The following is a 26,396-nucleotide window of genomic DNA, read 5'->3' as shown; positions in this document are numbered from 1 at the left end:
ATGGTGGTGGTCATTACTAGGTGGCTTAAGTGCTGCATATCAAATTCTCTGCTTGTGCTTTACTCTACGTGTATCAATTTTTACCACTAGACGTCAATGAAAAGTTGCGTTTTTTTTACATTCGCATCATTTTTCAGAGCAAACCGCCATTTCAGTGACAAAACGTCCTATAACAACCTCCAACGTAACAAAGGGATTCAATATGCTAACGCCCAAAAATCATCAGTTGCATATACCTCTGTAACAAAATGCCATATCGATTGTGCGGCAAGTATACAAATTCTGTGCTTTAATTGAACGATAACGTTCGTAGAACAATAATAATGACATCGGGAGTGGGAAGTGAAGAGATTACTTATTCTTTTAGCCTTTGCTATGCCTGTCGTTTGTTCAGCGAATAGTTTGCCTTTGCTAAACAACTTACCCCTACTTCCCGGTCAAATAGATCGTTCATCTCATAAATTTTTCATCTCAACGCAGAATGCGTCAAGTGAAAGCTTCGATACTTGGAAAGTTGACAGTGGTTACGCTTATAGCTTATTCGCTGATGTTGATCTTTATGTCGGTACACGTATCAACAGCGATTCCCTCAAATATGAAAGTGGATTTTTGAGTGGTGTCAGTTATCAATTTTCAGAAAGGATCTCTTTTAACAGTTCTCTGCATACCTATAAAGACGAAGAAGAAGACAACGAGAAGTCAGTAGCAGCGGAAGTTTCAAGCCGAGTGCAGCTTACCGATAATTTGGATTTGCATGCCACCCTTGATTATGAAGAGTGGCAGCAAGGTGTTGAAGTGGGATTAGGGTTTCGATTTTAATCGAGTCTGGTTGTCACTTATTACTTCATGGCTTTGCCTTTAGCTCTTAGCTCTTAGCTCTACACGTAACAAACCATTCCCCAGTCAAATAAGTCCAACAGACTTGTACTTAAACCTGTTAAGACTCAATTAACAATTCAGGTGAAATTAATACGCCATTCCAATCAGCATAAATGTAATCACCAGGTTGAATCAGCTGATTATGGACAGAAAGAGTGACATTAACCTGGCCCACACCACGTTTCTCTGTTTTGAATGGTGATGCACCCAGCGCCTGCACGCCAAGATCCATTTGAGCCATCATAGCGACATCACGCACGGCACCGTTCACAATAACGCCTTCCCAACCATTTTCTATCGCTACAATTGCAAGTTGATCGCCAAGAAGCGCTTTCTGGCACGAGCCATTACCGTCTACGACAAGCACTTTACCCTGCCCATCGGTCTCTAAAACCTCGCGAACCTTGGAATTATCGTGATAACAACGAACTGTTACAATTTTTCCCCAGAACGCACCACGTTGGCCGAAGTTCTGTAATGGTAGGTTCAGTAATGTGACTTTGCTTTCAAACTCATCACACAAGTCGGGTGTTATATCGTGCATATATCCTCCGTGAGTAGGCGTTACCTGTTAAGTCAGGCGTACCTCTATGCTTTTATATGTTATTAAAATTAATCCTTTGTTTTCATTGTTCTATGCTCAATCTAATAATAATAAAAAGTTGATTGAGCATATTTATCTACTAGACTCTAAGGACAGCTTTCAGCTTCCTTGGTTCATATTCTTGTCTTTAGCAGGTGAGATATGAGAACCATCTCGAATAATCATTCTTGTTTTGCTGCTAAATAATCACCATAACATTGGTTAAGTTGTAGCCATACTATTAAAGTTTGTTGCGATCCGGCAATTGATGTAAATCAACAAAGTGAATGGAATTAACATTCTCGCATTGTTAGCATGCTGTTAACATTATAGAATCCTCTTCAATCACTAAAAGAATGATTAAAAGGCGTACTGGATCTACGTTATTGGGCAATACTTCAAGGAAGGCAGATAGCTGGAAGTAAGTGTTTTTTTGAAAACTTTAAGTTATCATCAAAATTACATTACCTGTATGTTATGTTTTTGCCTAGAATTTATTCTATTAGCACAGTTTCGTCACAAATTTAGGTACCGCCAAATGCAAACCCCGCAGATTCTGATCGTTGAAGATGAGCAAGTAACTCGTAACACTCTAAAGAGTATTTTTGAAGCAGAGGGATATGCTGTTTTTGAGGCTAGCGACGGTGAAGAGATGCACCAAGTGCTATCTGACAACCAAGTTAACCTTGTAATTATGGACATCAACCTTCCAGGTAAGAATGGCCTACTACTTGCGCGTGAACTACGTGAGCAAGCAAACGTAGCGCTAATGTTCTTAACTGGTCGTGATAACGAAGTTGATAAGATCCTTGGCCTTGAGATTGGCGCTGATGACTACATCACGAAGCCTTTCAACCCACGTGAACTGACTATCCGTGCACGCAACCTTCTGAACCGTTCAATGAGCACTAGCTCTGTTCAAGAAGAAAAGCGCAGCGTTGAGAAGTACGAGTTCAACGGTTGGGTTCTAGATATCAACAGTCGTTCTCTGGTTAGCCCAGATGGCGAAGGCTACAAACTGCCTCGTTCAGAGTTCCGAGCTCTACTTCACTTCTGTGAGAACCCAGGTAAGATCCAAACACGTGCAGATCTTCTTAAGAAGATGACAGGTCGTGAGCTTAAGCCACACGATCGTACTGTAGACGTAACAATCCGTCGTATTCGTAAGCACTTTGAATCTGTTTCTGGTACTCCAGAAATCATTGCAACGATTCACGGTGAAGGCTACCGCTTTTGTGGTGACCTAGAAGACTAATTCGATTAGCGCTTCTGGCCTTTTAGTTCTTCTAACCAGTTAGCACTTCTAAACAGCTAGAAGTTCTAAACAGTTAGTAGTACTTCTAAACAGCTAGAAGTTCTAAACAGTTAGTAGTACTTCTAGGAATCGAAGCATAATCAATTGTTATTAAAAAGGGAGAATGCCAATGCATTCTCCCTTTTTTATTGTTCATTGATAGGTAGGGTTTAGTAGACCGTATCAACCTTAACGTCTTTCTCCACCAGCCACTTCACCGTTTCACCATCTTTAAGCTCAACCGCTACATCGACCGGTTTTTCACTATCGATTTCTAGCTGCCATACAAAAGCGACTTCCCACTGAGTTTCACTGTGTGTTCTCAAATCAAGATCGTCCGCAGTCACCAACAAAGTATCCGCACCTTGCTTAACCGTGACACTCTCGACAGCAAGCGTTGCTGGTAGTTGTGAGTCTGACTCTAGGTAGATAGAACCGTGCAGCGTCTTATCTTGAGCCTCTCCAATCGTTGGCATCTTGTTCAACCAAAGGTTGCTTTTCATTGTGACTGTCGCTGCAGAGACTTCTACTTGATTATCTTGTTGCCATTCCACTTGTGGTGCAGAACAACCTGCTAATGCCACTACGCATGCGGCGAATGCTAATTTTTTCATTATTCTTCTACCTTTGATTTAACCAACTCTTTAAGACTTCAATGTCATTTTGGTATTCATTATTAATTTCATCGACCCAATCCGAAATGTTTTCCCACCACGCTGGCATATCGGGAGATTGAGCTTTCTGAGCGACTTGCTGTATGCGCTTCAAGCCAATTGAACCTGCTGCGCCCTTAATCTTATGCGCTTCAGAAACGATACTGTCTTGATCTTTCGCGACCATGTTGGAGTTCAAGATTTCCATATATTCCGGCATCATATTTTCAAACATCACGATGCTATCCAAAACCGGTTTCGGTCCAACAATGTCGACATAAGACTCTAGCATATCAACATCAAGCAGAGTGGTATCAACCGAAGAAAGAACAGGCTTACTCACTGTTACTTCCTCAGCACCTATGACTTTATCAACACCTGCGACTTTCTCAACATCCTTTACCGTATTAATGCCCCCGGATTTCTCATTAACCTCTGGCGCATCCTCAATAAGCTCGCTGATTACGTCTTGAATGGCACGAACCGATAGCGGCTTGCTGATCGCCTCGTCCATACCTTTCTGGAAATACTCTTGTTTGTTATTTAAAACATTCGCAGTCAATGCTACCAAAGGTGGCAATTTACTGTATTTTTCTCGGTAATACTGAGCGATGTCGAAACCTGTCATGTCTGGTAGTTGGATATCCAACAGCACCAAATCATAGTCTTTTGGATTAAAGACGATTTGCGCCTCTTTACCTGTCATCACCACCGTCACTTCGTGGCCTAAGCTTTCAAGCAATGAGCGAGCTACCGTGATATTGAGTTCAATATCTTCCACCATGAAAATCTTAAGGTTCGACTGCTTTCTCGGGGTTTTGATCAGAGCTTGAGTATCGTGATTCACCGGCACGCGAATAGAAACCGTAAAGGTGCTACCAAAACCTTCTTCACTGGTCACATCAATATCGCCTTCCATCATGTTGATCAACTGTTGGGAAACCGCAAGGCCGATCCCGGTACCGACAGCATGTAGGTTGTCCGTTCCCGATTTCACTTGGTAGTACATCGCAAAGATCTTCTCGATTTCACTTTCAGGGATACCAATCCCGGTATCCTCAACTTCCATCGTGATGTTGGCAAAATCACCATCAATATCCGCGCTGACCGTCATTACCACACCACCATCTTTGGTGAATTTCATTGCGTTACTGACGAGATTCCACAGCACCTGTCTAAGTCGAGTGCCATCAACTTCAACTGAAGCAGGCAGATCGGACAATCTTTCTAGATCAAATCTCAACCCTTTTTGTTCTGCCATCAATGCCGAAATACTCTCAATCTCGACAACGAAATCTTCAAAGTTAATCGGAGTTGGGAATAACTCTAGCTTGCGACGATCAAACTTATCCATATCGATAATATCGTTAAAGATATTACCTAATGTCACGGCACTAACCTTGATAGTTTGCATCTGCTTACGCTGCTCGGTCGTCAGTTGACTATCCAACAACATACGACTCAGGCCGATAATACCGTTGAGTGGGGTTCTTAATTCGTGACTAATGGTTGAGATAAAGGTGGTCTTATCACGACTGGCTTTCTCTAACGACTCTTGGTGCTCTTTGCGTTCCGTAATATCACGGCCGAAGCCCACTAAGCCCAAGTGACGGCCATCTTTACTGTAGAAAGGCACCTTACGCAGTTCGAAGTAGCTCTTACGGCCATCAGGATATTCTAGCCATTGGTCGTAGGTCAGAGCTTGATTATCAGCAAACACTTTCTTATCAGTTTCAACAACCTGTTGAGCAATCTCTTTGCTATAAACATCCCAAGGCGTTAAACCAACCAGATCTTTTTCTGTCTTGCCAGTAAGTTCTTCTACCGCACGGTTACACCCAGAGAACACACCATCTTCGTTACGATAGTAAATAAGGTCGGGAGAGGCGTCGATAAACGAGCGTAGCAGCGCAGTACGCTCAGCCAATTCAAGCTGAGTTCGTTCACGTTGGAATACCTCATTCTCGAGATCGTGCATCGCTTCAGCACGCGCTTCTTCGGCTTTTTCACGCTCTTCAATTTCTTGATTAAGCTTCTCGATATTAAGCTGTAATTTATTATTGAGCTCTTGGTCTCGTTCACGCATGTCGCCAAGCTTAGACACTAGCTTCGCCAACCTTTGACGAGACTCTTCCAGTTGGTCAACAACCACTGACAAGAAATAAACCGCCCAAGGTGTAATCACTAAACCGAAGAAAACAGAGCGGACAATGTCGATATCATCAACATTACCTTTGAGTGCGAGGGTAATACCAACTTGCACAACAACAGCGAGGGCAACAAGCGCTAAGGCGAGTAAGATAGAAAAGCGGACAATCCCCAGTTTTACGAGTAGATCCACGTAATACTGAGCGAGATTTTTCATGGGTTTCATTTAGCGCTCCATGCGATAAGACTAGCAACATTCTACCCTGTTTGAAGATGGGAGGTAAGCTAGCTACATCACACGCAGCAAGAGATCCGCAGCAATATCATGGTTAACCAGTCAATATAGCGTTAACCAATCAATATAATGTTAATCCAGCAAAAACAGATAGATTAACCAAATCAAAGACTTTATAGAGTTAGTTGATTGAAGAGGGATGAACCATCGAACGATTTCGGCCATCTGATTTAGCTTGATAGAGTGCGCTGTCTGCCATGGCAACCGCTGACTCCATTTCGTCATCTGGCGTCGGAATATAAGAGATGATTCCAATACTTACAGTGATGAATTCAGAGACCGTGGACTCTTCATGTATAAGCGCTAACTTATGGACTTCTTCATGAATGCGCTTTGCGACCAACAATGCGCCATCCGTTGTCGTATTTGGCAGAATAAAGCCGAACTCTTCCCCACCATAACGAGCCACACAATCCGATGAACGACTGAGTACTTGTTTGAATGCTTGTGAAACTTGAATTAGCGCGTCATCACCTTGCTGGTGTCCATAAAAGTCGTTATACCCTTTAAAGAAATCGATATCGCATAACATGATCGTCAATGGCAATTTTTCGCGCACATGGTAATGCCACAATGTCGACAACTGCTCATCAAAACGACGTCGGTTAGACACCTGAGTTAAGCTATCCATAAAACTGAGGCGCTCAAGCTCAAGGTTAGCCTCTTCAAGCTTCTGTTCAGCTAAATAGCGCTCGGTGATATCTCGAGCCATGATCAACACACCATTGGTGCTCGAAGCCGGATCTCTAAAGGGTGATTTGACTACGTCATACCAAGTAAACTCTCCATCACTCGAAACCACTTTGTCGATATAACGTAGCGATTTACCTTGATGAAGTACTTGGTCATCGGTCTTCGAAATGCGCATATAAATGCTATTTGGCACCACATCTTGTAAGCGTTTACCGACTAAGTCACTGACTTCCGATATACCAAGAGCCGCCACAAATGGCTTATTACACGCTTGGTAAACCATATTTTCGTTAAAGATACCAATGGAGTCAGGGCTAGCTTCTAAGATGTTTTGTAAAATGGTGTCTCGTTGTGCAAGGGCGACTTCGGTATCTTTTCGCTTTTCCATTTCACCACGCAGTTTTTGCTGCATGTCATGCCAATCCGTCACATCGTGACTGATCGACAGCGTGCCAATCGTTCCTCCATCTTGGGAGAGTAGAACACTTTGATAGGTTTCAAGAAGGCAACCCTTGCCGTCTTGATCTGTGGTCCACGACCGTTCACTCACACGACCTTTTAATACCCCACCAGAAACACTCAAGGTGCCTTCATCTGGGCGACCATGCCAAAACTTTTTAAATGAACGATTACTCGCAACCAATTCACCTTTTTGATCTTTTACATAGATAAGCTCAGATAAAGAATCCAAAGCCGTGCGAGCGATATTAAGTTCACGAACTTCTTGGGACAGTTCATCGTTAGTGTTTTTGTAGGGCGAGGCATGAATCATCCAAGCTCTTTTGTTTCTAAAGTGGATCTTACGACCCACCAAATTGATCTTAAAAGAATCAAATTCAGAAAGTGCCCAAAATGAGATCTGCTCAAACGATCGAGAATGAATGTGATTAGTTAGGTAGTGGCGAAAGCTGTTCTCACTCTCCACGGTAGGGAAGCGAAAGTTAACGCCAATCTGGCGGATACCGAGTAATTGCATGGCTTGGAGATTGGCATACAAAATTTCACCACTTCGTACATCAACAAAGTACAGTGGCGATGGAGTAGAGAGTAAAAGTTTTTCAATATGCGACTGATAACGTGAAGAAAGATGCCAGCAGATGAGAGCAATCAGCAATACGATCACGATATAAATACCGTAGCCATACGCCTTGTCCCACAACCAAGTCATTACCAGTTCCATTAACTCTCAATCTATACCATAAAATCTGTGAGGGAAATGTTACCACTATTTGTTGGTTTTATCTGCTGTTACCGACTTTCACCTATTTCTATAGATTAGCGCTATTTAGTACAGGTAATGTGTACTCGAAAGCCGTACCTGTTTTAATACCTTGCGCACCGGTTTTATCAAGCGCACGACCAATTTCTGTCATAGCTAACCAGCGGTTTTCACACCATAACGGAGAAAGAAGAGTCGGGCGACGAGCGGCTGAAGAGACACGATGGTAAACCACATTCGCTGGCGTACTCTGTATGATTTCACTGGCGATATCAATGTACTCTTCCAAAGTCGGAGCTTCGAGTTTGCCAGCTTTCCAAGCTTTAGCCATGGTACTGCCCTCAACAATATGAAGGCCGTGAAGCTTGATACCATCAGTGCCAACGGCTAACACCTTGTCTAACGTTTCAAGATTATCGGCTTTGGTTTCTTTTGGCAGGCCGACAATAAGGTGCGTACACACTTTGATACCTAAAGCTCGTGCGCGCTGAGTGATCGTTTCATACACCGCAAAATCATGACCACGATTAATCCGTTTCAGAGTGTTGTCATTGGCTGTTTGCAAACCAAGTTCAAGCCAAATCTCATAACCTTGCTCAACGTAACCCGCCAAAAGTTCTAATACTGAGTCTGGCACGCAGTCTGGCCTTGTCCCAACACAAAGACCTACGATATCGGCACCTGGTGCTTTAAGCGCTTCTTCATACATATTTTTAAGCACTTGTACTTCAGCATAAGTGCTGGTGTACGCCTGAAAATAGGCGAGATACTTCTTCGCACGAGCAATCTCGCCCGCACGATCTTTTAACTGATCAGCAATACTTTGAATTTGAGTTTGTTCGTCGGAAAATGAAGCGACATTACAAAAGGTACATCCACCCCGACCTATCGTTCCGTCTCTATTTGGGCAGCTAAAACCACCATGAAGTGTCAGCTTATGAACCTTCTCACCGTAACGACGCTGAAGATCTTGGCCGATAGTATTAACCAACTCGTGTAATTGCATATTTTCAAAGTGCTCAGTAAATAAGAATGAATATCAGTCTTTTTTTGAAAAAAAATTACATCCCTGCAAAATTCGACCAATTAGTTTACGCAAGGCTTTTTGCGAGCAACCTATCAAATATCAATAAACATGCAAAAAATCGGCTCTATTTGCCTAATGTTGCACATTTGTTGGGCATTAAATTCAAAATAAAACGAAAAAAATGGTCTACATGGGTCAACTTTCATTGCAATTCGCCTAGACAAAATTGTAGGATACTTACACATATTGGCTGTTTTTGAGTATTTACTTACAACGAAAACTTGTTAATAAGTCGGTGATACCCATATCCCACCTATATAAACCACTAGTTTGTGATTAAAAATAAACGGATATCACTAAGGATTGTTTTTCTCGCAATACTTTTCCTGCGAGATACGGAAAGGATTCAAACCGCCAGCATAGGCAGGTTTAGACCCATAAATATAAAAGGACAAGGCTGACTTTATACAAATAAGTTGCGCCTAGATTTAACTGGAAGGATGTATCTATGGTAGATCAAGAGCAGAACTCACAGGGTCTGTATACTCCTGAATTGGAGCATGACGCTTGTGGTATCGGTTTTGTTGCTCATCTTAAGAATCGCAAATCTCATGATGTAGTAACTCAAGCACTCGATATGCTTGCACGTATGGAACACCGTGGCGGCCAAGGCTGCGATCCGTGTTCTGGTGATGGTGCAGGTATCCTGCTACAGAAGCCTCACGAATTCTTACTAGAAGAAGCCGTTAAGCTTGGAATTAAACTGCCATCTTTTGAAAAATATGGTGTTGGTGTTGTACTTTTCCCTAAAGATGAACACAAACGTGCACAGTGTCGTGACATTTTAGAACGCAATGCACAGCGCCTAGAGTTAGAAGTTATCGGTTACCGTGAACTTCCAACTGACAATTCAATGATTGGTGCTGACCCACTAAGCACTGAACCTCAATTTGAACACGTCTTTATCTCTGGCGGCCCTGGTATTACACCAGAAGAGCTTGAGCGAAAACTGTATGTTCTACGTAACTACACTGTTCGTGTATGCCTAGAAAGCGTGTCAAACATTGGTGATGACTTCTACATCAACTCTATGTCTTACAAGACATTGGTGTACAAAGGTCAGCTAACAACAGAACAAGTTCCTCAGTACTTCCTAGATCTGCAAAACCCAACCATGGTGACAGCTCTAGCACTAGTACACTCTCGCTTCTCTACCAATACATTCCCACGTTGGCGTCTAGCTCAGCCTTTCCGTTACATCGCGCACAATGGCGAAATTAATACGGTTCGCGGTAACTTAAACTGGATGAAAGCGCGTGAAGCGATCCTTGAATCGGATCTCTTCACACAAGCTGAAATCGACATGCTGCTTCCTATCTGTCAGGAAGGTAGTTCGGATTCATCAAACTTCGATATGGCGCTTGAGCTACTTGTTCTTTCAGGTCGTACTCTGCCGCATGCATTGATGATGATGATCCCTGAAGCATGGCAAGAAAACAAAAACATGGATCCAACTCGTCGTGCGTTCTACCAGTACCACGCGAACGTAATGGAACCATGGGATGGCCCGGCATCAGTATGTTTCACCGATGGTGTTCAAGTTGGTGCAACACTTGACCGTAACGGTCTACGCCCTTCTCGCTACACAGTGACAAAAGACGACTTCCTAATAATGGCGTCTGAGTCTGGCGTAGTAGAAATCGCACCAGAAAACGTTGAATACCGTGGTCGTCTGCAGCCTGGTCGTATCTTCGTTGCTGACCTTGAGCAAGGCCGCATCATTTCTGATGAAGAAGTGAAAGACGGTATCGCTAAATCTCAACCCTACGAGAAATGGGTTGAAGAGAATCTTCTGAGCCTGAAAAAGCTACCAGATGCGAGCAACGAGTTTAACCAACCTTCTCCAGAGAAACTGCTACACAAACAACAATCGTTTGGTGTGAGCTCTGAAGAAGTAAACGAAATCATTCTCCCTCTTGCAAAAACAGGCTACGAGCCACTTTCTGCAATGGGTGCTGACTGGCCGCTCGCGATTCTTTCTCATCAATCGCAGCACCTTTCAAACTACTTCAAACAGCTGTTTGCACAAGTAACTAACCCGCCGATCGACCCGATTCGTGAGCGTATGGTTATGTCTCTGAATACTTACCTAGGTAAAGATCAGAACCTACTTGCTGAAACACCTGAACACTGTCAAAAAGTGGAACTTGAGTCTCCTGTTCTTTCTAACTCTGAGCTAGAAAAACTGCGTGCAATCGATAATGAGCACCTTCAGTCGAAGACGCTGGATATCGTATTCCAAGCGAACGGAGACCAAGGTAAGTTAGAGCGCGCACTTAAACGTATCTGCCAATACGCTGAAGATGCAGTGATTGACGGCTACTCTATCATTCTACTGACTGACCGTGCGGTTAACTCAAACCACGCCGCTATCCCAGCAATGCTGGCTGTTGGCGCAGTTCACCACCATCTAATCCGCAAGGGCTTACGAGCTAAGTGTGACATCGTAGTTGAAACGGGCGATGCTCGTGAAACTCACCACTTTGCAACGCTTATCGGTTACGGTGCGAACGCAGTTAACCCATACCTAGTTATCGAAACGATTGTTGAACTGCAACGTACTAAAAAGCTAGATCCAAACGTACACCCACGTGAGTTATTCGATAACTACCGTAAAGGTGTGAACGGCGGTCTACTGAAGATCTTCTCTAAGATGGGGATCTCTACGCTGCAGTCTTACCACGGTGCACAAATCTTTGAAGCACTTGGTGTGAGCAAATCAGTGGTTGAAAAATACTTCACGGGTACTGTTTCTCGTATCCAAGGTCTAACGATCGATGATATCGCACGAGAAGTACTGGTTCGCCACCGTGTTGGTTACCCTGCTCGTGAAATCCCAGCTCAGATCCTTGATGTTGGCGGTGTTTACCAGTGGAAACAACGTGGTGAGAAACACTTATTTAACCCAGAAACCATTTCTCTACTTCAAGAGTCGACGCGTAACAAAGATTACGGCCAATTCAAGAAATACGCTAAAGCAGTCGATGACCAAGGCGACAACGCAGCAACGCTACGTAGCCAACTTGATTTCATCAAGAATCCAGCGGGTTCAGTTCCTTTAGCTGAAGTAGAACCAATCGAAAAAATCCTTAAGCGTTTTGCTACTGGTGCAATGAGCTTTGGCTCTATCTCGCATGAGGCTCACTCAACACTCGCTGTTGCAATGAACCGCATTGGCGCGAAGTCGAACTCAGGTGAAGGTGGTGAAGATCCAGCACGTTTCGAACGCAAAGAAAACGGCGACTGGGAACGTTCAGCAATCAAACAGGTGGCTTCTGGCCGCTTTGGTGTAACGTCTTACTACCTATCTAACGCTGATGAGCTTCAAATCAAGATGGCTCAAGGTGCGAAACCTGGTGAAGGCGGTCAACTACCTGGTGATAAGGTAGATGATTGGATTGGCGCAACGCGTCACTCGACTCCGGGCGTAGGTCTTATTTCGCCACCGCCACACCACGATATCTACTCAATCGAAGATTTGGCTCAGCTAATCTACGATCTGAAAAACGCGAACCGTAATGGCCGTGTAAATGTGAAGCTAGTATCGGAAGCAGGTGTAGGTACGATTGCATCGGGTGTAGCAAAAGCGAAAGCTGACGTGGTACTTATTGCAGGTTTTGATGGTGGTACGGGGGCATCTCCGATGTCTTCTATCCGTCACACTGGTCTGCCTTGGGAGCTGGGTCTAGCTGAAACGCACCAAACACTACTGAAAAACGGCCTACGTAACCGTATCGTTGTTCAGTCTGATGGTCAGATGAAAACACCACGTGACCTTGCAGTTGCAACGTTACTTGGCGCTGAAGAATGGGGCGTAGCAACAGCTGCTCTAGTTGTTGAAGGCTGTATCATGATGCGTAAGTGTCACAAGAATACCTGCCCTGTTGGTATCGCAACACAGAACAAAACTCTTCGTGAGCGTTTCGACGGCCGCGTAGAAGACGTAGTAACGTTCTTCCAATACATGGCTGAAGGTCTACGTGAAGTCATGGCTGAACTTGGCTTCCGCTCTATCGATGAGATGGTTGGTCAATCGCACAAACTTAAAGTTCGTGATGACATCGGTCACTGGAAGTACAAGAACCTAGATCTAACACCGGTACTGCACATTGAGCAGGCTCGTGCAGAAGATGGTATCTACAACCAGACAACACAGAATCATAATCTTGAGGACGTTCTAGACCGTAAGTTGATTCAGGCTGCAATCCCAGCGCTTGAGAAAGGTGAAGCGGTTACCGCTCAGTTCCCTATCATCAACACGGACCGTTCAGCAGGCACGATGCTGTCGAACGAAATCTCAAAGGTTTACAAAGACCAAGGTTTACCACAACCAATGAACGTTAAGTTCCACGGTAGTGCAGGCCAGTCTTTCGGTGCATTCCTTGCGAAAGGCGTGAAGTTCGAAGTTGAAGGTGACGCGAACGATTACTGGGGTAAAGGTCTGTCTGGCGGTACTTTAGTACTGTACCCAGACGCAAGATCTTCTATCGTTGCTGAAGATAACATCGTGGTTGGTAACGTCTGTTTCTACGGCGCAACTTCTGGTGAATCTTTCATTCGCGGTATGGCTGGCGAACGTTTCTGTGTTCGTAACTCTGGTGCGAAGGTTGTTGTTGAAGGTGTTGGTGACCACGGTTGTGAATACATGACTGGCGGTGTTGCCATTATCCTAGGTTCAACAGGTCGTAACTTTGCTGCAGGTATGAGTGGCGGTGTCGCTTATGTTTGGGATAAAGCAGGCGATTTCGAAACTAAGCTAAACGCAGAGCTTGTAGACATCGATCCAATTGAACAAGAAGATAAAGATCTTCTACTCGATATGCTAACGAAGCATGTTGAATTCACAGGAAGTGAAGTTGCTCAGTCTTTCCTAGACAACTTTGAAGCAAGCGTTGCATCACTCGCTAAAGTAATGCCACGTGACTACAAAGCGGTTCTTGAAAAGCGTAAAGCTGAAGCACAACAGGCACAAACGGAAGAAGTGGAGGCAGTATAATGGGTAAGCCTACTGGATTTTTAGAACACGGTCGTGAGCTTCCAAAGAAGCTCGACCCATCTGTTCGTATCGAAGACAACAAAGAGTTCGTACTTAACGAAGAGTTTGGTGAAAAGATCAATACTCAAGCATCTCGTTGTATGGACTGTGGCGTACCTTTCTGTCACAACGGCTGTCCGATTGGTAACATCATCCCAGAATTCAATGATGCGGTTTATCGTGACAGCTGGGAAGAAGCTTGGAACATTCTAAGTTCTACCAATAACTTCCCTGAGTTTACGGGTCGCGTGTGCCCTGCTCCTTGTGAAAGTGCGTGTGTTCTGGGTATCAACCAAGATCCAATCACTATCTGTAATATCGAGAAAACGATTGTTGAAACGGCGTACCGTGAAGGGTACGCAAAACCGAAAACGCCTCGCTCTCGCACAGGTAAATCTGTAGCAGTTATCGGGTCAGGCCCTGCTGGCCTAGCCGCAGCTGAGCAGCTAAACAGCGCGGGTCACTCAGTAACGGTATTTGAACGTGACGAAAAAGTCGGTGGTCTGCTGCGTTTTGGTATCCCAGATTTCAAACTGGGTATGGACGTAATTGATCGTAAGATCAACTTAATGGCTGAAGCGGGTGTTGAGTTTAAAGTAAACCAACACATTGGTGTTGATGTTAACGCACAACAGCTACGTCAAGAGTTTGATGTGGTCCTGCTCACTGGTGGTTCTACTGTCCCACGTGACTTGCCAATCCCAGGTCGTGAGCTTAAAGGCGTTCATTTTGCCATGGAGTTTCTTGGTCAAAACAACCGCCGTGCCAACGACCTAGATCTAAAAACAAAAGAGCTTCACGCTAAAGATAAACACATTGTGGTTATCGGTGGCGGTGATACTGGTTCTGACTGTGTTGGTACATCAAACCGTCATAAAGCAGCAAGCATTACTCAGGTTGAGATCATGCCGATCCCACCAGAGCAGCGCCCTGTGAATATGCCTTGGCCTCAGTACCCAATGATCATGAAGACCACGACCTCTCACGAAGAAGGTTGTGAGCGTCATTGGAACATCTTGACTAAAGAGTTCATCTCTGACGATAACGGTAATGTAACCGGACTTCGCATTGCTGACATCGTTTGGCAAGATGCGAAACCAGGTGAGCGTCCGGGTTTTGATGAAGTGGCTAACTCTGAACGCGTTATTCCTTGTGATATGGCGTTCCTAGCAATGGGCTTCTTACACCCAGAACCAACTGGCGTGCTTGCTCAACTAGATATTAAACTGGACGAGCGCGGTAACGTTGCTTCTCAAGGCTACGCAACCAACCAGAAAGGCGTTTTCGCTGCAGGTGATATGCGTACTGGTCAATCTCTGGTTGTGCGTTGTATTAACGAAGGTCGCGAATGTGCAATTGCTATTGATGACTTCTTAATGGGTAACTCAAACTTAGAAGCGAAAGCTGATTCACTCATGCTTTCCGCATAATATTTCTCGGGCTAACGTCACTGACGTTAGCTTAGGGAAAAAGTAACACCCTTCCTAACTTTTATATTTGGCTAGCACTCGATGCTAGCCTTTTTTCTATCTGTCACTTTCCTTGCCTTTACAAGTTTTGTTAAATCACGTTAACAATCAACTTTGTATCCCTTTGATATAACTCTACTATTCTAGATTATTACGTGGTTAATCGCGTTTATGCATGATAATTAACCATGAACTTGACCTTAAACACGATTAGCTATACGTTGTAAAGCTGATGAAAATAAAACCACTGGGTTTTGTTAACACTACCAATAACGTTTAACTAGCTAGAAAAATAACAAGTATATGAATAGTTAGTCATTTACTGTCTGGATGACAGAGAAGCAAAAGGGAGAATTGCAATGGCTCTATATGATCCTAGTCTTGAAAAAGACAACTGTGGATTTGGTTTAATAGCGCAAATGGAAGGCCAACCGAGTCATAAGTTGGTACGAACTGCTATTTCAGCCCTCGATCGTATGACACACCGTGGTGGTATCGCTGCGGATGGTAAAACCGGAGATGGCTGTGGTTTATTACTACAAAAACCAGACTCATACCTCCGAATTATTGCAGAAGAAAATAACTTCAATCTCGGCAAGCAATACGCTGTCGGCATGATTTTCTTCAGCCAAGATCCAATCAAAGCACAATCTGCTCAAGACATCGTCAATAAAGAGCTCGCTCAAGAAACCTTAACTATTGCTGGTTGGCGTGAAGTGCCGACCAACACAGATGTGCTAGGTCCAATCGCAAAAGATTCCGTTCCCAATATTCAGCAAGTGTTTATCTCGGCACCCGCAGGTTGGCGTGAACGCGATATTGAACGACGCCTTTACATCGCTCGTCGTCGAATTGAAAAACAGATCACCGAAGACAAAGATTTCTATATTTGTAGCCTTTCGACACAAGTCATGGTTTACAAAGGCTTATGTATGCCGGCCGATCTTCCGCGATTTTACCTCGATCTTGCTGACTTACGTATGGAATCGGCGATATGCCTGTTCCACCAGCGCTTCTCAACCAATACTCAGCCGCGTTGGCCACTGGCTCAGCCATTCCGCTATTTGGCGCACAATGGTGAGATCAATACCATCGAAGGTAACCGTCAGTGGGCTAAAGCTCGTGCCTATAAATTCTCTTCACCACTGCTGCCCGATTTACAAACGGCCGCACCCTTTGTGAATGAGACAGGCTCAGATTCATCAAGCCTAGATAACATGCTCGACCTGTTCCTTGCCGGGGGTATGGATGTATTCCGAGCGATGCGTATGCTCGTGCCGCCTGCTTGGCAAAATCACCCAGACATGGATCCAGAGCTGCGCGCTTTCTACGACTTCAACTCCAAACATATGGAACCGTGGGATGGCCCTGCCGGTATCGTTCTTTCTGATGGTCGTTACGCGGCGTGTAATCTAGATAGGAACGGCTTGCGTCCAGCGCGTTATGTCATAACGAAAGACAACCTAATTACCTTGGCATCTGAAGTCGGTATTTGGAACTATGCACCTGATGAAGTTGCCGAAAAAGGTCGAGTGGGACCGGGCGAACTGCTCGTTATTGATACTCGTCGCGGTAAACTGTGGCAATCGAACGAGATCGACAATGATCTTAAAGGCCGTCACCCATATAAAGAGTGGATGGATAAGAACGTTCACAAATTAACACCATTTTCCGAGTTACCAGATGATCAAGTCGGTAAGCGTAACTTTGACGATGACACGCTAAAGACGTATCAAAAACAATTTGCAATGAGCAACGAAGAGTCAGACCAAGTGTTGCGTGTTCTTGGTGATATGGGACAAGAAGCCGTCGGCTCAATGGGCGATGATACGCCAATGGCGGTACTGTCTTCTAAAGAGCGCCTAATCACCGATTATTTCCGTCAAAAGTTTGCTCAGGTAACCAACCCACCGATTGACCCACTGCGTGAAAAACACGTTATGTCTCTGGCGACCAGTATTGGTCAAGAGATGAACGTATTCTGTGAGACAGACGGCCACGCCTACCGCGTGACATTTGATTCTCCAGTTCTGCTTTATTCAGATATGCAGCAGCTTCTTCAATTGAATCAAAAGCATTATCGTCACGTCATGCTCAGCATGCACTATGACCCGAGTCATCAAGATCTCGAACAAGCGATAAAAGCCTTGTGTGATCGTGCAGAGCAAGAGGTGCGTGAAGGCGCCGTTCTGATTGTACTATCGGACAAAGGTTTAGAGAAAGGTAAGCTCCCAATACCAGCAGCGATGGCAGTCGGTGCCGTACAGATTAGGCTTGCAGACACCAACCTACGTTGTGATGCCAACATTGTGGTTGAAACAGCAACCGCTCGTGATCCGCACCAATTCGCAGTGCTACTTGGCTTCGGTGTAACGGCAGTTTATCCATACCTTGCTTATGAAGCGCTAGGTAAAATGTTGGATGATGGTTCTTTAGATAAAGACTACCGCACAGCAATGCAAAATTACCGAAACGGCATCAACAAAGGTCTGTATAAGATCATGTCGAAGATGGGCATCTCAACGATTGCCTCTTATCGCTGTTCGCAGTTGTTTGAAGCCGTTGGCCTACATAATGATGTAGTTGAGCTCTGTTTCCGGGGCGTTACTACTCGTATTCAAGGCGCTAGCTTTAGCGATTTCCAACAAGATATCTATAATTTATCTCGCAAGGCATGGACCAAACGTAAACCAATTGAACATGGCGGTTTACTTAAATACGTCCATGGCGGCGAATATCATGCCTATAACCCAGACGTTGTTGGCACGCTACAAACTGCCGTTAAAACAGGTGAAACATCGGATTACCTATCCTTTGCTAAGCAAGTGAATGCCAGACCAGCAGCGATGTTACGCGACTTAATGAGCCTCAAAAAAGCCGACCATCCTCTGCCACTAGAACAAGTAGAGCCTAATAGCGATCTGTTTAAACGCTTCGACTCAGCGGCCATGTCGATTGGTGCCTTGAGCCCTGAAGCTCATGAAGCACTAGCCATGGCGATGAACCGTTTAGGTGGCTACTCCAACTCTGGTGAAGGTGGTGAAGATCCAAGACGCTTTGGTACTGATCGTAATTCTCGTATCAAGCAGATAGCTTCCGGTCGTTTTGGTGTGACGCCACATTACTTAACCAATGCGGATGTTCTGCAAATCAAAGTCGCTCAAGGTGCGAAGCCGGGCGAAGGCGGTCAACTGCCGGGACATAAAGTCACCGCAGAAATAGCTAAACTTAGATACTCAGTGCAAGGGGTAACACTGATCTCCCCTCCTCCACACCATGATATCTACTCTATCGAGGATTTGGCACAGCTTATTTTCGACCTTAAACAAGTCAATCCTAAAGCATTGATTTCAGTTAAGTTAGTGTCAGAGCCAGGCGTTGGTACCATTGCAACGGGTGTAGCGAAAGCTTATGCCGACCTGATCACCATTTCAGGTTACGACGGCGGTACAGCAGCCAGCCCACTAACCTCAGTAAAATACGCAGGTTGCCCTTGGGAACTTGGCTTAGCCGAAACTCAACAAGCACTAGTAGCCAACGGGCTTCGTCACAAGATTCGCTTACAGGTTGATGGAGGCTTGAAAACTGGCCTCGATGTTATCAAAGGCGCGATTTTAGGCGCTGAAAGCTTTGGCTTTGGCACTGCTCCGATGGTTGCAATGGGTTGTAAATTCTTGAGAATTTGTCACCTAAATAATTGTGCGACGGGTGTGGCGACTCAAGATGAAACCCTACGTCGTGAATACTTCAAAGGCTTACCAGACATGGTGGTGAACTACTTTACTGGCTTAGCTGATGAAGTTCGCCAATACCTTGCTGAACTTGGCGTAGAAAAACTTACAGACCTGATTGGTCGCACGGATTTGCTTGAAACCGTTCAAGGCCTCACAGCGAAACAGAGTAAGTTGGATCTTTCATCGATATTGGAAGCTCCAGTGTCTCCAGAGGGGCATCCACTGTATTGGACCGAGCCAAACGCGCCATTTGATAAAGCTCAGCTCAACCAACAGATCCTTGATGACGCACTCGAGGCAATTGAAAAACGTCAATCCACCAGCCTCTACTACAACGTGATAAACACCGATCGCTCAATTGGCGCTCGTATCTCTGGTGAAATCGCCAAGCGTTACGGTAACCAAGGCATGGCTGGTTCACCGATTAAGTTGTATCTCGATGGTACAGCAGGTCAATCTTTTGCGGTATGGAACGCCGGCGGTGTTGAACTGTATCTAACGGGTGATGCCAATGACTATGTCGGCAAAGGCATGGCGGGCGGTAAGGTGGTTATCAAACCTCACCAAGGCACAGCCTTTGTTTGTAACGAGGCGACCATCATTGGTAACACCTGCTTATATGGTGCGACTGGAGGCAAACTATTTGCAGCGGGTACCGCAGGCGAACGATTTGGTGTGCGTAACTCAGGTACTGTTGCCGTAATTGAAGGCGCAGGTGACAACGCCTGTGAATACATGACTGGCGGTATCGTTGCCATTCTTGGCGCAACCGGAGTTAACTTTGGTGCGGGCATGACGGGTGGCTTTGCCTATGTCATGGATAAGAATGAAGACTTCCAAGGCCGTGTGAACAACGAATCGGTCGAAGCACTTTCGTTATCTGACTTATTTATCCATCAAGAACATCTGCGCGGCTTGATTGCGGAGCACTTAGAAGAGACTGGTTCAGTGCACGCTGAGACTATTCTGGCGAACTTCGATGAATGGATTCCGAAGTTCTACCTAGTGAAGCCTAAGACGGCAGATCTCAACACCTTGCTCGGCCACCAAAGCCGCAGCTCTGCTGAACTTCGTGTTCAAGCGCAATAATTGGAAGGAGCCAATAATGAGCCAGAATGTATACCAATTTATTGATGTGAATCGCGTAGATCCAGCGAAGAAACCAATCAAAATACGTAAGATTGAGTTCGTAGAAATCTACGAACCTTTCACGAAACAACAAGCCAAAGCGCAGGCTGACCGTTGTTTAGACTGTGGTAACCCTTACTGTGAATGGAAGTGCCCTGTTCATAACTATATCCCTCAATGGCTAAAGCTCGCCAATGAGGGGCGCATTATCGAAGCAGCTGAACTTGCTCATCAAACCAACAGCTTGCCAGAAGTATGTGGCCGAGTTTGTCCTCAAGACCGACTGTGCGAAGGCTCTTGTACCCTTAATGATGACTTTGGCGCAGTAACGATAGGTAACATTGAAAAATACATTACCGACAAAGCCTTTGAAATGGGCTGGAAGCCGGACATGTCTAATGTAGAGTGGACTGATAAAAAAGTCGCTATCATTGGTGCAGGCCCTGCAGGCCTTGCCGCCGCAGATATTTTAGTACGCAATGGCGTAAAAGCCGTGGTGTTTGATCGTTACCCTGAGATCGGGGGCCTACTGACCTTTGGTATTCCGTCATTCAAGCTTGAAAAAGGCATCATGGAAAACCGTCGCCGTATCTTTAGCGACATGGGCGTTGAGTTCCAAATGAATACTGAAGTCGGTAAAGATGTTCAGCTTCAACAGTTAGTTGATGACTACGATGCCGTTTTCTTGGGCGTTGGTACCTATAAAAACATGCGTGCAGGGTTAGATAATGAAGACGCGCCAGGTGTTTACGATGCCTTGCCTTTCTTAGTATCGAATACTTACAAAGTAATGAGCCTCGATAACCCAACTCCATATATCGACATGCAGGGTAAAAAAGTTGTCGTGCTTGGCGGCGGTGATACTGCGATGGACTGTGTTAGAACCTCAATTCGTCAGCATGCTGCCAATGTTGTTTGTGCTTATCGCCGAGATGAAGCCAACATGCCGGGTTCTCGCCGTGAAGTGAAGAATGCTAAAGAAGAAGGTGTGAAATTCATGTTCAACCTTCAACCATTAGGACTAGAAATCAACTCATCCGGACACGTAACTGGTGTAAAAGTGGTGAAAACAGCGCTAGGTGAACCCGATAACGCAGGTCGTCGTCGTCCAGAACCCGTTGAAGGCAGTGAGCATGTTCTTGAAGCCGATGCGGTAATCATGGCGTTTGGTTTCCAACCTCATGCAATGGAATGGTTAGAACCATTTGGTGTTGAACTCGATCAATGGGGACGCATCAAGGCTCCCGGCAAACAAGAGTTTCAATACCAAACCACCAACAGTAAGATCTTTGCAGGTGGTGATGCCGTGCGAGGTTCTGATTTAGTGGTTACGGCCATTGATGAAGGCCGTAAAGCCGCAGAAGGGATCTTGGACTATTTAGACGTATAGGTTTCCTTTACCGCTAAGTTCGTTACTATTAAAAGGATCCGTTATTGGATCCTTTTTTATAGAACAACTTTATCCATAAATGCACAATAACAAATAGATAAACGGAAATAACTATGACTAAAGCCGCTCTCCTCATTGTATCCCTTGTCGGCTTAACTGCGTGTAGCCAAGGAGTGACAACCATGACAGATAGAACCTCATCGCCTTGTGGTGATAAACCCAACTGTGTATCAACTCAAGATAACCGTGAACAACATGCTTTAACGGAATTTTCCCTGTCAGATTCTGTAACTCTCGATCAGATTGAACAAGTTGCCCTCACCTTACCGGGCGCAAAAACCGCCAGTAAAACGGAAGACTATCTACGAGTTGAATGTACGTCTCGTATCATGCGTTTTGTCGATGATTTAGAGCTCAAAACGGTAGATGGCAAACTGATCGTGCGTTCAGAGTCTCGCACTGGCCACTCAGATTTTGGTGTGAACCGAAAACGAGCTGAACAACTTCGCGCTAGCTTAAAAAGCGAAGGCCTGATCAAATAGATAAAAGAATACGCAGATAAATCGCTGCTATTCGGATGAGAAGTGCCTCTGGGCAGTCGCTCGACACTTCTTATCCATGCTACAATTTCGCTCTACTGTTTAAATATTATTTATTAAGAGACTACACATGAAAATCGGCATCATTGGCGCAATGGAGCAAGAAGTTGCGATCCTAAAGGCAGCAATTTCAGACATTACTGAAGTTAATAAAGGCGGTTGTACCTTTTTCTCTGGTCAGATAAATGGTGTTGACGTTGTTTTGCTTCAATCAGGCATTGGTAAAGTAGCAGCAGCGGTTGGTACTTCAATCCTACTAAGCGAATACCAACCAGATGTAGTACTGAACACGGGCTCTGCTGGCGGTTTTGATTCAACGCTAAACCTTGGCGATGTGGTTATCTCGACTGAAGTTCGTCACCACGATGCAGACGTTACGGCTTTCGGTTACGAAATAGGCCAAATGGCAGGTCAACCTGCAGCGTTCAAAGCTGATGACAAACTGATGGCTGTTGCAGAACAAGCACTCGCACAAATGGAAGGCAAACACGCCGTTCGTGGTCTTATCTGTACTGGCGACGCGTTTGTATGCACTGCAGAACGCCAAGCGTTCATCCGCAAGCACTTCCCATCTGTCGTTGCTGTAGAGATGGAAGCATCGGCTATCGCTCAAGCTTGTCACCAATTCCAAGTACCATTCGTGGTTGTTCGTGCAATCTCTGACGTTGCAGACAAAGAATCACCAATGAGCTTCGAAGAGTTCCTGCCACTAGCAGCACAAAGCTCTTCAGAAATGGTTATCAAAATGGTTGCCCTACTAAAGTAAGCGACTAGACATGCAAACACTGTTTGATCAGGTATTTGCAAATGGCGTGCTCCTTGTAATGTGGGGAGCACTGCTTTTTCATTTAATCTTACCTATTCCCCATGCCGCACACCCCACGACCTTATGGCATAAGTTTGCTGAGCTTTTAGCAAGCAAGGTTAATAACAACCAAAATTATTCCCAGAGCTTAATCTCGGGCACTTTAGCCTGGGGGTTAATGGTATTACCGGCTCTGGTTATTCTATTGGCACTGCAACCACTGGTTTGGCAATCTCAACTGTTTGAATTAGCGCTGTTATTACTGGCGATTGATTGGCGCAACAATGAAAAGCTAACAAACCAACTGATCAAAGCACTTGGCCGAGAAGATAAAGCGGCTGCTCGTCAGTTACTGGCTCCGGTTGTCAATCGTCAGACTGAATCACTTTCATCACTTGGCCTAGGCAAAGCCGCCGCAGAAAGCATCATCATGGGTTACGCTCGCAATGTGGTATGTGTTTTATTCTGGTACGCCATTGGTGGTGGAATTGCGGCTTTAATGTACCGCCTTGTAGTCGAGTTAGCTCGAGCTTGGTCACCAAGTCGCAAGCGATTTGCTCCATTCGGGTCAACAGCGATTAAGATAGTCGCTATCCTCGAATTCATACCGATGCGTCTGTTTGCTTTGATGATCGTATGTGGTGACAAAGCCACACACACATTTAAAATGATGTTGGTCCAAAGCTCATCTTGGCCACTACCAGGCCCGGCATGGTTAATCACCGCTGTAGGTAACAAGCTGGAATTATCATTGGGTGGCCCTGCGATTTACGACAATACCAAAGCCATTCGTGCAAAATTAGGCGGCAGAATCGCCCCATCAGCCCTGCATTTATCGCAGGTTCAGAAGCTATTATTTGGCCGCATCGCTATCTGGATATTTTTACAAAGCCTAATCTTACTATTTGTTCACCAAGGGATTTAGAGTGAAACGTTCAGCACTTGTTACAAGCCTTACTCTTTTGTCTTCCAGCTTATGGCTACCTTTATCATTTGCAGAAGAAACATCACTGACTCCAGAAAAAGTACAACCTGTTCAACGAGTGGTCAGCCTTGCTCCTCATGCTACTGAACTCGCGTATAGCGCAGGTTTGGGCGACAACCTTGTTGCGGTAAGTGAGAGAAGTGATTACCCACCACAAGCCGATAAGGTTGAAAAAGTAGCGAACTATCAAGGTATCAAGGTTGAGAAAATCATCGCGCTTCAACCTGATCTCATTCTCGCGTGGCCTGCTGGCAACCCACCAAGAGAACTCGCAAAGCTAGAGCAATTTGGTTTCAATATTTACTACTCAAGAACCAAAAGCTTAGACAGCATCGCGACCAATATTGAGCAACTTAGCCAGTACTCCAGTGATCCGAGTATTGGGGAAAACAATGCCAAGCAATACAAAGAGCAACTCAACGCATTGAAACTAAAATATAAAGATGCCGAACCCGTAAATTATTTTTACCAGCTAAGTGAAAAGCCGATCATCACCGTTGCTCAAGGGCACTGGCCAAGTGAAGTGTTTAAATTTTGTGGCGGCCAGAATATTTTCGAAGACAGCGCATCCCCCTATCCGCAAGTTGGTATTGAACAAGTTGTCTTACGGAAACCGCAAGTGATCTTCACTTCTCAGCATGCAATTGAGAATGGAACCATGTGGCAAACTTGGGAGGACGAGATCCCAGCAGTCGCTCAAAATCAGATTTGGTCACTCAATTCTGACTGGATTAATCGCCCGACGACGAGAACTTTGAAAGCGATCCAACAAGTATGCGATTTCTTCGATAGAGCTAGGCAAAATCACTAACTATTTGCTGCGTTTTTTCGTACAATTTGCCACCGACCTGTCCCTACAATTTCAACCATAAGAGCACCAGTATCATGGACTCCATGCTGCTTTATATTATCGATTTATTTGGTACTGCCATTTTTGCTGTATCAGGCGTATTTGTCGCAGGCCGTCTTAAGATGGACCCTTTTGGCGTTGCCGTTTTAGGCAGTGTCACCGCAATTGGTGGCGGTACTATTCGTGACATGGCATTGGGTGCGACTCCAGTATTTTGGATAACCGATACCACCTACCTTTGGGTGATTATCACCACCTGCTTGTTGACTATGATCATAGTGAGACGTCCAAAGCGTTTGGCGTGGTGGATACTGCCCGTTTGTGATGCTATTGGATTAGCGGTGTTTGTTGGTATCGGTGTTGAAAAAGCATTGATTTATCAAGACTCAGCATTAGTCGCTATCATCATGGGCGTAATTACTGGCTGTGGTGGCGGCATTATTCGTGACGTTTTAGCCAGAGAAGTACCCATGATCCTAAGAAGCGAAGTCTACGCGACCGCTTGTATCATTGGCGGCTCCTTCCACACCATCGCTATTAGCATGGGCCACGATTCAGAAACCGCATTTTTAGCCGGAGTGTTATCAACGCTACTCATTAGGCTTGGCGCTATTCGTTGGCATTTATCATTGCCGACCTTCGCAATCAAATAAAAAGATCGATAACTAAGAGGCTCCGTCAAGGAGCCTTTTTAATTCGTTTTCAAATCACTTATATCCTCAGTTTCACCCTACAAAGATCCCCCCTTCTTTCCTTACACTCAATTTAGTTAGCTTGTTAGTTCATAGCTCTTAGCTCTTAGCTCTTAGCTCTTAGCTTATTAGTTAGTAATGCTTTTTGTTTACTTATCTAGTTAATAGGCTACATTAGTAAATAAATTACTTTATAAATAATTCTATTTACTAACAGTGGCAATAGGGAGTTCGAGATGAGTATCAATAAAGTGGGCATTGTTTTCTTCTCTAAGAATGGAGCGACTAAACAAGTCGCAGAGACAATCGCTGAAGGCATTAACACTCAACAATCTAACTCTACACTGCTCATTGAAGTCCTCTCTACTGAAGTAGTCGAAGGAAGATATGTCAATGACGATAAGCTCAACGCATTAGACAGTTGTGATGCGATTATCTTTGGCGCGCCAACATACATGGGATCACCAGCGGCTCAATTTAAGAGCTTTATGGATGCGAGCAGTGATACCTACTGTAAGAAAGCATGGCGAAATAAGCTCGCTGCAGGTTTCACTACTGGTGGTAGCCTTAACGGTGAGCAGCAACAAACCTTGCTAAGCTTTTTCACTCTGGCTTGTCAGCATGGCATGATTTGGGCAGGGCTTGATATCTCAAAGCATATTGATGACCTAGGTTTGAATCGCACAGGTTCAAGTATTGGTTTAGTCGCCAGTAATGATCAAACGGCTGAGAGCACCAATAATCACATTAACAGTAATGATCTAAAAACCGCTTTCTATTTTGGTCAACGCATTGCGAGTCTAGTTAAGAAAATCTAACTAGCTAATTAACGAGCTAACGTCAAAAATCCTAGCTTGT

At 44.8% G+C, this 26,396-nt stretch carries 18 protein-coding genes and 1 other annotated feature (1 of these 19 cut by a window edge); of the genes, 13 read left to right on the top strand and 5 right to left on the bottom strand.

The genetic code is table 11. The annotated features are described in order from the left end of the window. Positions 1-25 (bottom strand) — a sequence feature (Thr leader region); it reaches 94 nt to the left of the window's first position. A gap of 317 nt (positions 26-342) precedes the next feature. Beyond that, the gene (locus AACW75_RS22600) at positions 343-819 is read left to right on the top strand and encodes a DUF7840 domain-containing protein (protein ID WP_135456258.1); all 477 of its coding nucleotides are present in this window, start codon (positions 343-345) and stop codon (positions 817-819) included. A gap of 118 nt (positions 820-937) precedes the next feature. Here AACW75_RS22600 and AACW75_RS22595 read toward each other — a convergent pair whose 3' ends face one another. After that, entirely contained in the window at positions 938-1,423 is a 486-nt protein-coding gene (locus tag AACW75_RS22595; protein ID WP_017072847.1) for a putative 4-hydroxy-4-methyl-2-oxoglutarate aldolase, read from the bottom strand. Positions 1,424-1,469: 46 nt separating this feature from the next. On the opposite strand from AACW75_RS22595, the gene AACW75_RS22590 reads away from it, so the two are divergent. Further along, positions 1,470-1,628, top strand: coding sequence for a ribonuclease activity regulator protein RraA (locus tag AACW75_RS22590; RefSeq protein WP_135456256.1), 159 nt, complete (start codon positions 1,470-1,472; stop codon positions 1,626-1,628). A 372-nt stretch (positions 1,629-2,000) separates the two neighbouring features. Next, the gene (gene arcA / locus AACW75_RS22585) at positions 2,001-2,717 is read left to right on the top strand and encodes a two-component system response regulator ArcA (RefSeq protein ID WP_004741534.1); all 717 of its coding nucleotides are present in this window, start codon (positions 2,001-2,003) and stop codon (positions 2,715-2,717) included. Between the two features lie 209 nt (positions 2,718-2,926). On the opposite strand, the gene AACW75_RS22580 is transcribed toward arcA, so the two are convergent. The 4 genes from AACW75_RS22580 to AACW75_RS22565 form a co-directional block, all read right to left on the bottom strand. After that, on the bottom strand, positions 2,927-3,370 hold the full coding sequence (locus AACW75_RS22580; protein WP_017072845.1) for a hypothetical protein: 444 nt from the start codon (positions 3,368-3,370) through the stop codon (positions 2,927-2,929). Between the two features lie 7 nt (positions 3,371-3,377). Next, positions 3,378-5,783, bottom strand: coding sequence for an aerobic respiration two-component sensor histidine kinase ArcB (gene arcB, locus AACW75_RS22575; protein ID WP_145569858.1), 2,406 nt, complete (start codon positions 5,781-5,783; stop codon positions 3,378-3,380). Positions 5,784-5,973: 190 nt separating this feature from the next. Beyond that, a complete protein-coding gene (locus AACW75_RS22570) occupies positions 5,974-7,725 on the bottom strand; it encodes a diguanylate cyclase (RefSeq protein WP_135456252.1) in 1,752 nt (583 codons plus the stop codon). Between the two features lie 88 nt (positions 7,726-7,813). Beyond that, positions 7,814-8,770 (bottom strand): TIGR01212 family radical SAM protein, encoded by a 957-nt coding sequence (locus tag AACW75_RS22565; protein ID WP_017072842.1) that lies wholly within the window; start codon positions 8,768-8,770, stop codon positions 7,814-7,816. A 529-nt stretch (positions 8,771-9,299) separates the two neighbouring features. Here AACW75_RS22565 and gltB (AACW75_RS22560) point away from each other — a divergent pair. From gltB (AACW75_RS22560) to AACW75_RS22515, 10 genes are all read left to right on the top strand, one after another. Further along, positions 9,300-13,847, top strand: coding sequence for a glutamate synthase large subunit (gene gltB / locus AACW75_RS22560; protein WP_145569860.1), 4,548 nt, complete (start codon positions 9,300-9,302; stop codon positions 13,845-13,847). Next, positions 13,847-15,316: a glutamate synthase subunit beta gene (locus tag AACW75_RS22555; RefSeq protein WP_145569861.1), complete on the top strand. Its 1,470-nt coding sequence runs from the start codon at positions 13,847-13,849 to the stop codon at positions 15,314-15,316. The genes gltB (AACW75_RS22560) and AACW75_RS22555 overlap by 1 nt, the downstream gene beginning before the upstream one ends. Before the next feature lie 398 nt (positions 15,317-15,714). Continuing rightward, the gene (gene gltB, locus AACW75_RS22550) at positions 15,715-20,178 is read left to right on the top strand and encodes a glutamate synthase large subunit (protein WP_145569863.1); all 4,464 of its coding nucleotides are present in this window, start codon (positions 15,715-15,717) and stop codon (positions 20,176-20,178) included. 16 nt (positions 20,179-20,194) lie between these two features. Continuing rightward, complete coding sequence (locus AACW75_RS22545; protein WP_029224738.1) at positions 20,195-21,607, top strand: FAD-dependent oxidoreductase; 1,413 nt, start codon at positions 20,195-20,197, stop codon at positions 21,605-21,607. Positions 21,608-21,720: 113 nt separating this feature from the next. Further along, positions 21,721-22,149, top strand: coding sequence for a DUF1499 domain-containing protein (locus AACW75_RS22540; protein WP_017072838.1), 429 nt, complete (start codon positions 21,721-21,723; stop codon positions 22,147-22,149). Between the two features lie 127 nt (positions 22,150-22,276). Continuing rightward, complete coding sequence (mtnN, locus tag AACW75_RS22535) at positions 22,277-22,972, top strand: 5'-methylthioadenosine/S-adenosylhomocysteine nucleosidase (RefSeq protein WP_145569865.1); 696 nt, start codon at positions 22,277-22,279, stop codon at positions 22,970-22,972. 10 nt (positions 22,973-22,982) lie between these two features. Continuing rightward, on the top strand, positions 22,983-23,936 hold the full coding sequence (locus AACW75_RS22530; RefSeq protein WP_145569867.1) for a cobalamin biosynthesis family protein: 954 nt from the start codon (positions 22,983-22,985) through the stop codon (positions 23,934-23,936). A 1-nt stretch (position 23,937) separates the two neighbouring features. Beyond that, a complete protein-coding gene (gene btuF, locus AACW75_RS22525) occupies positions 23,938-24,807 on the top strand; it encodes a vitamin B12 ABC transporter substrate-binding protein BtuF (protein ID WP_145569868.1) in 870 nt (289 codons plus the stop codon). A gap of 74 nt (positions 24,808-24,881) precedes the next feature. Beyond that, positions 24,882-25,499, top strand: a complete 618-nt coding sequence (locus AACW75_RS22520; RefSeq protein WP_017072834.1) for a TRIC cation channel family protein — start codon at positions 24,882-24,884, stop codon at positions 25,497-25,499. Between the two features lie 275 nt (positions 25,500-25,774). Then, positions 25,775-26,356: a flavodoxin family protein gene (locus AACW75_RS22515; protein WP_145569870.1), complete on the top strand. Its 582-nt coding sequence runs from the start codon at positions 25,775-25,777 to the stop codon at positions 26,354-26,356. Positions 26,357-26,396 lie beyond the last annotated feature (40 nt).

Origin of the sequence: Vibrio sp. L3-7, from assembly GCF_963898195.1 — a bacterium.
In the GTDB taxonomy this organism is placed as follows: Bacteria; Pseudomonadota; Gammaproteobacteria; order Enterobacterales; family Vibrionaceae; genus Vibrio; species Vibrio echinoideorum.
The sequence above is the reverse complement of the archived record's forward strand: the minus strand, read 5'-3'. Positions and strand labels throughout refer to the sequence as shown.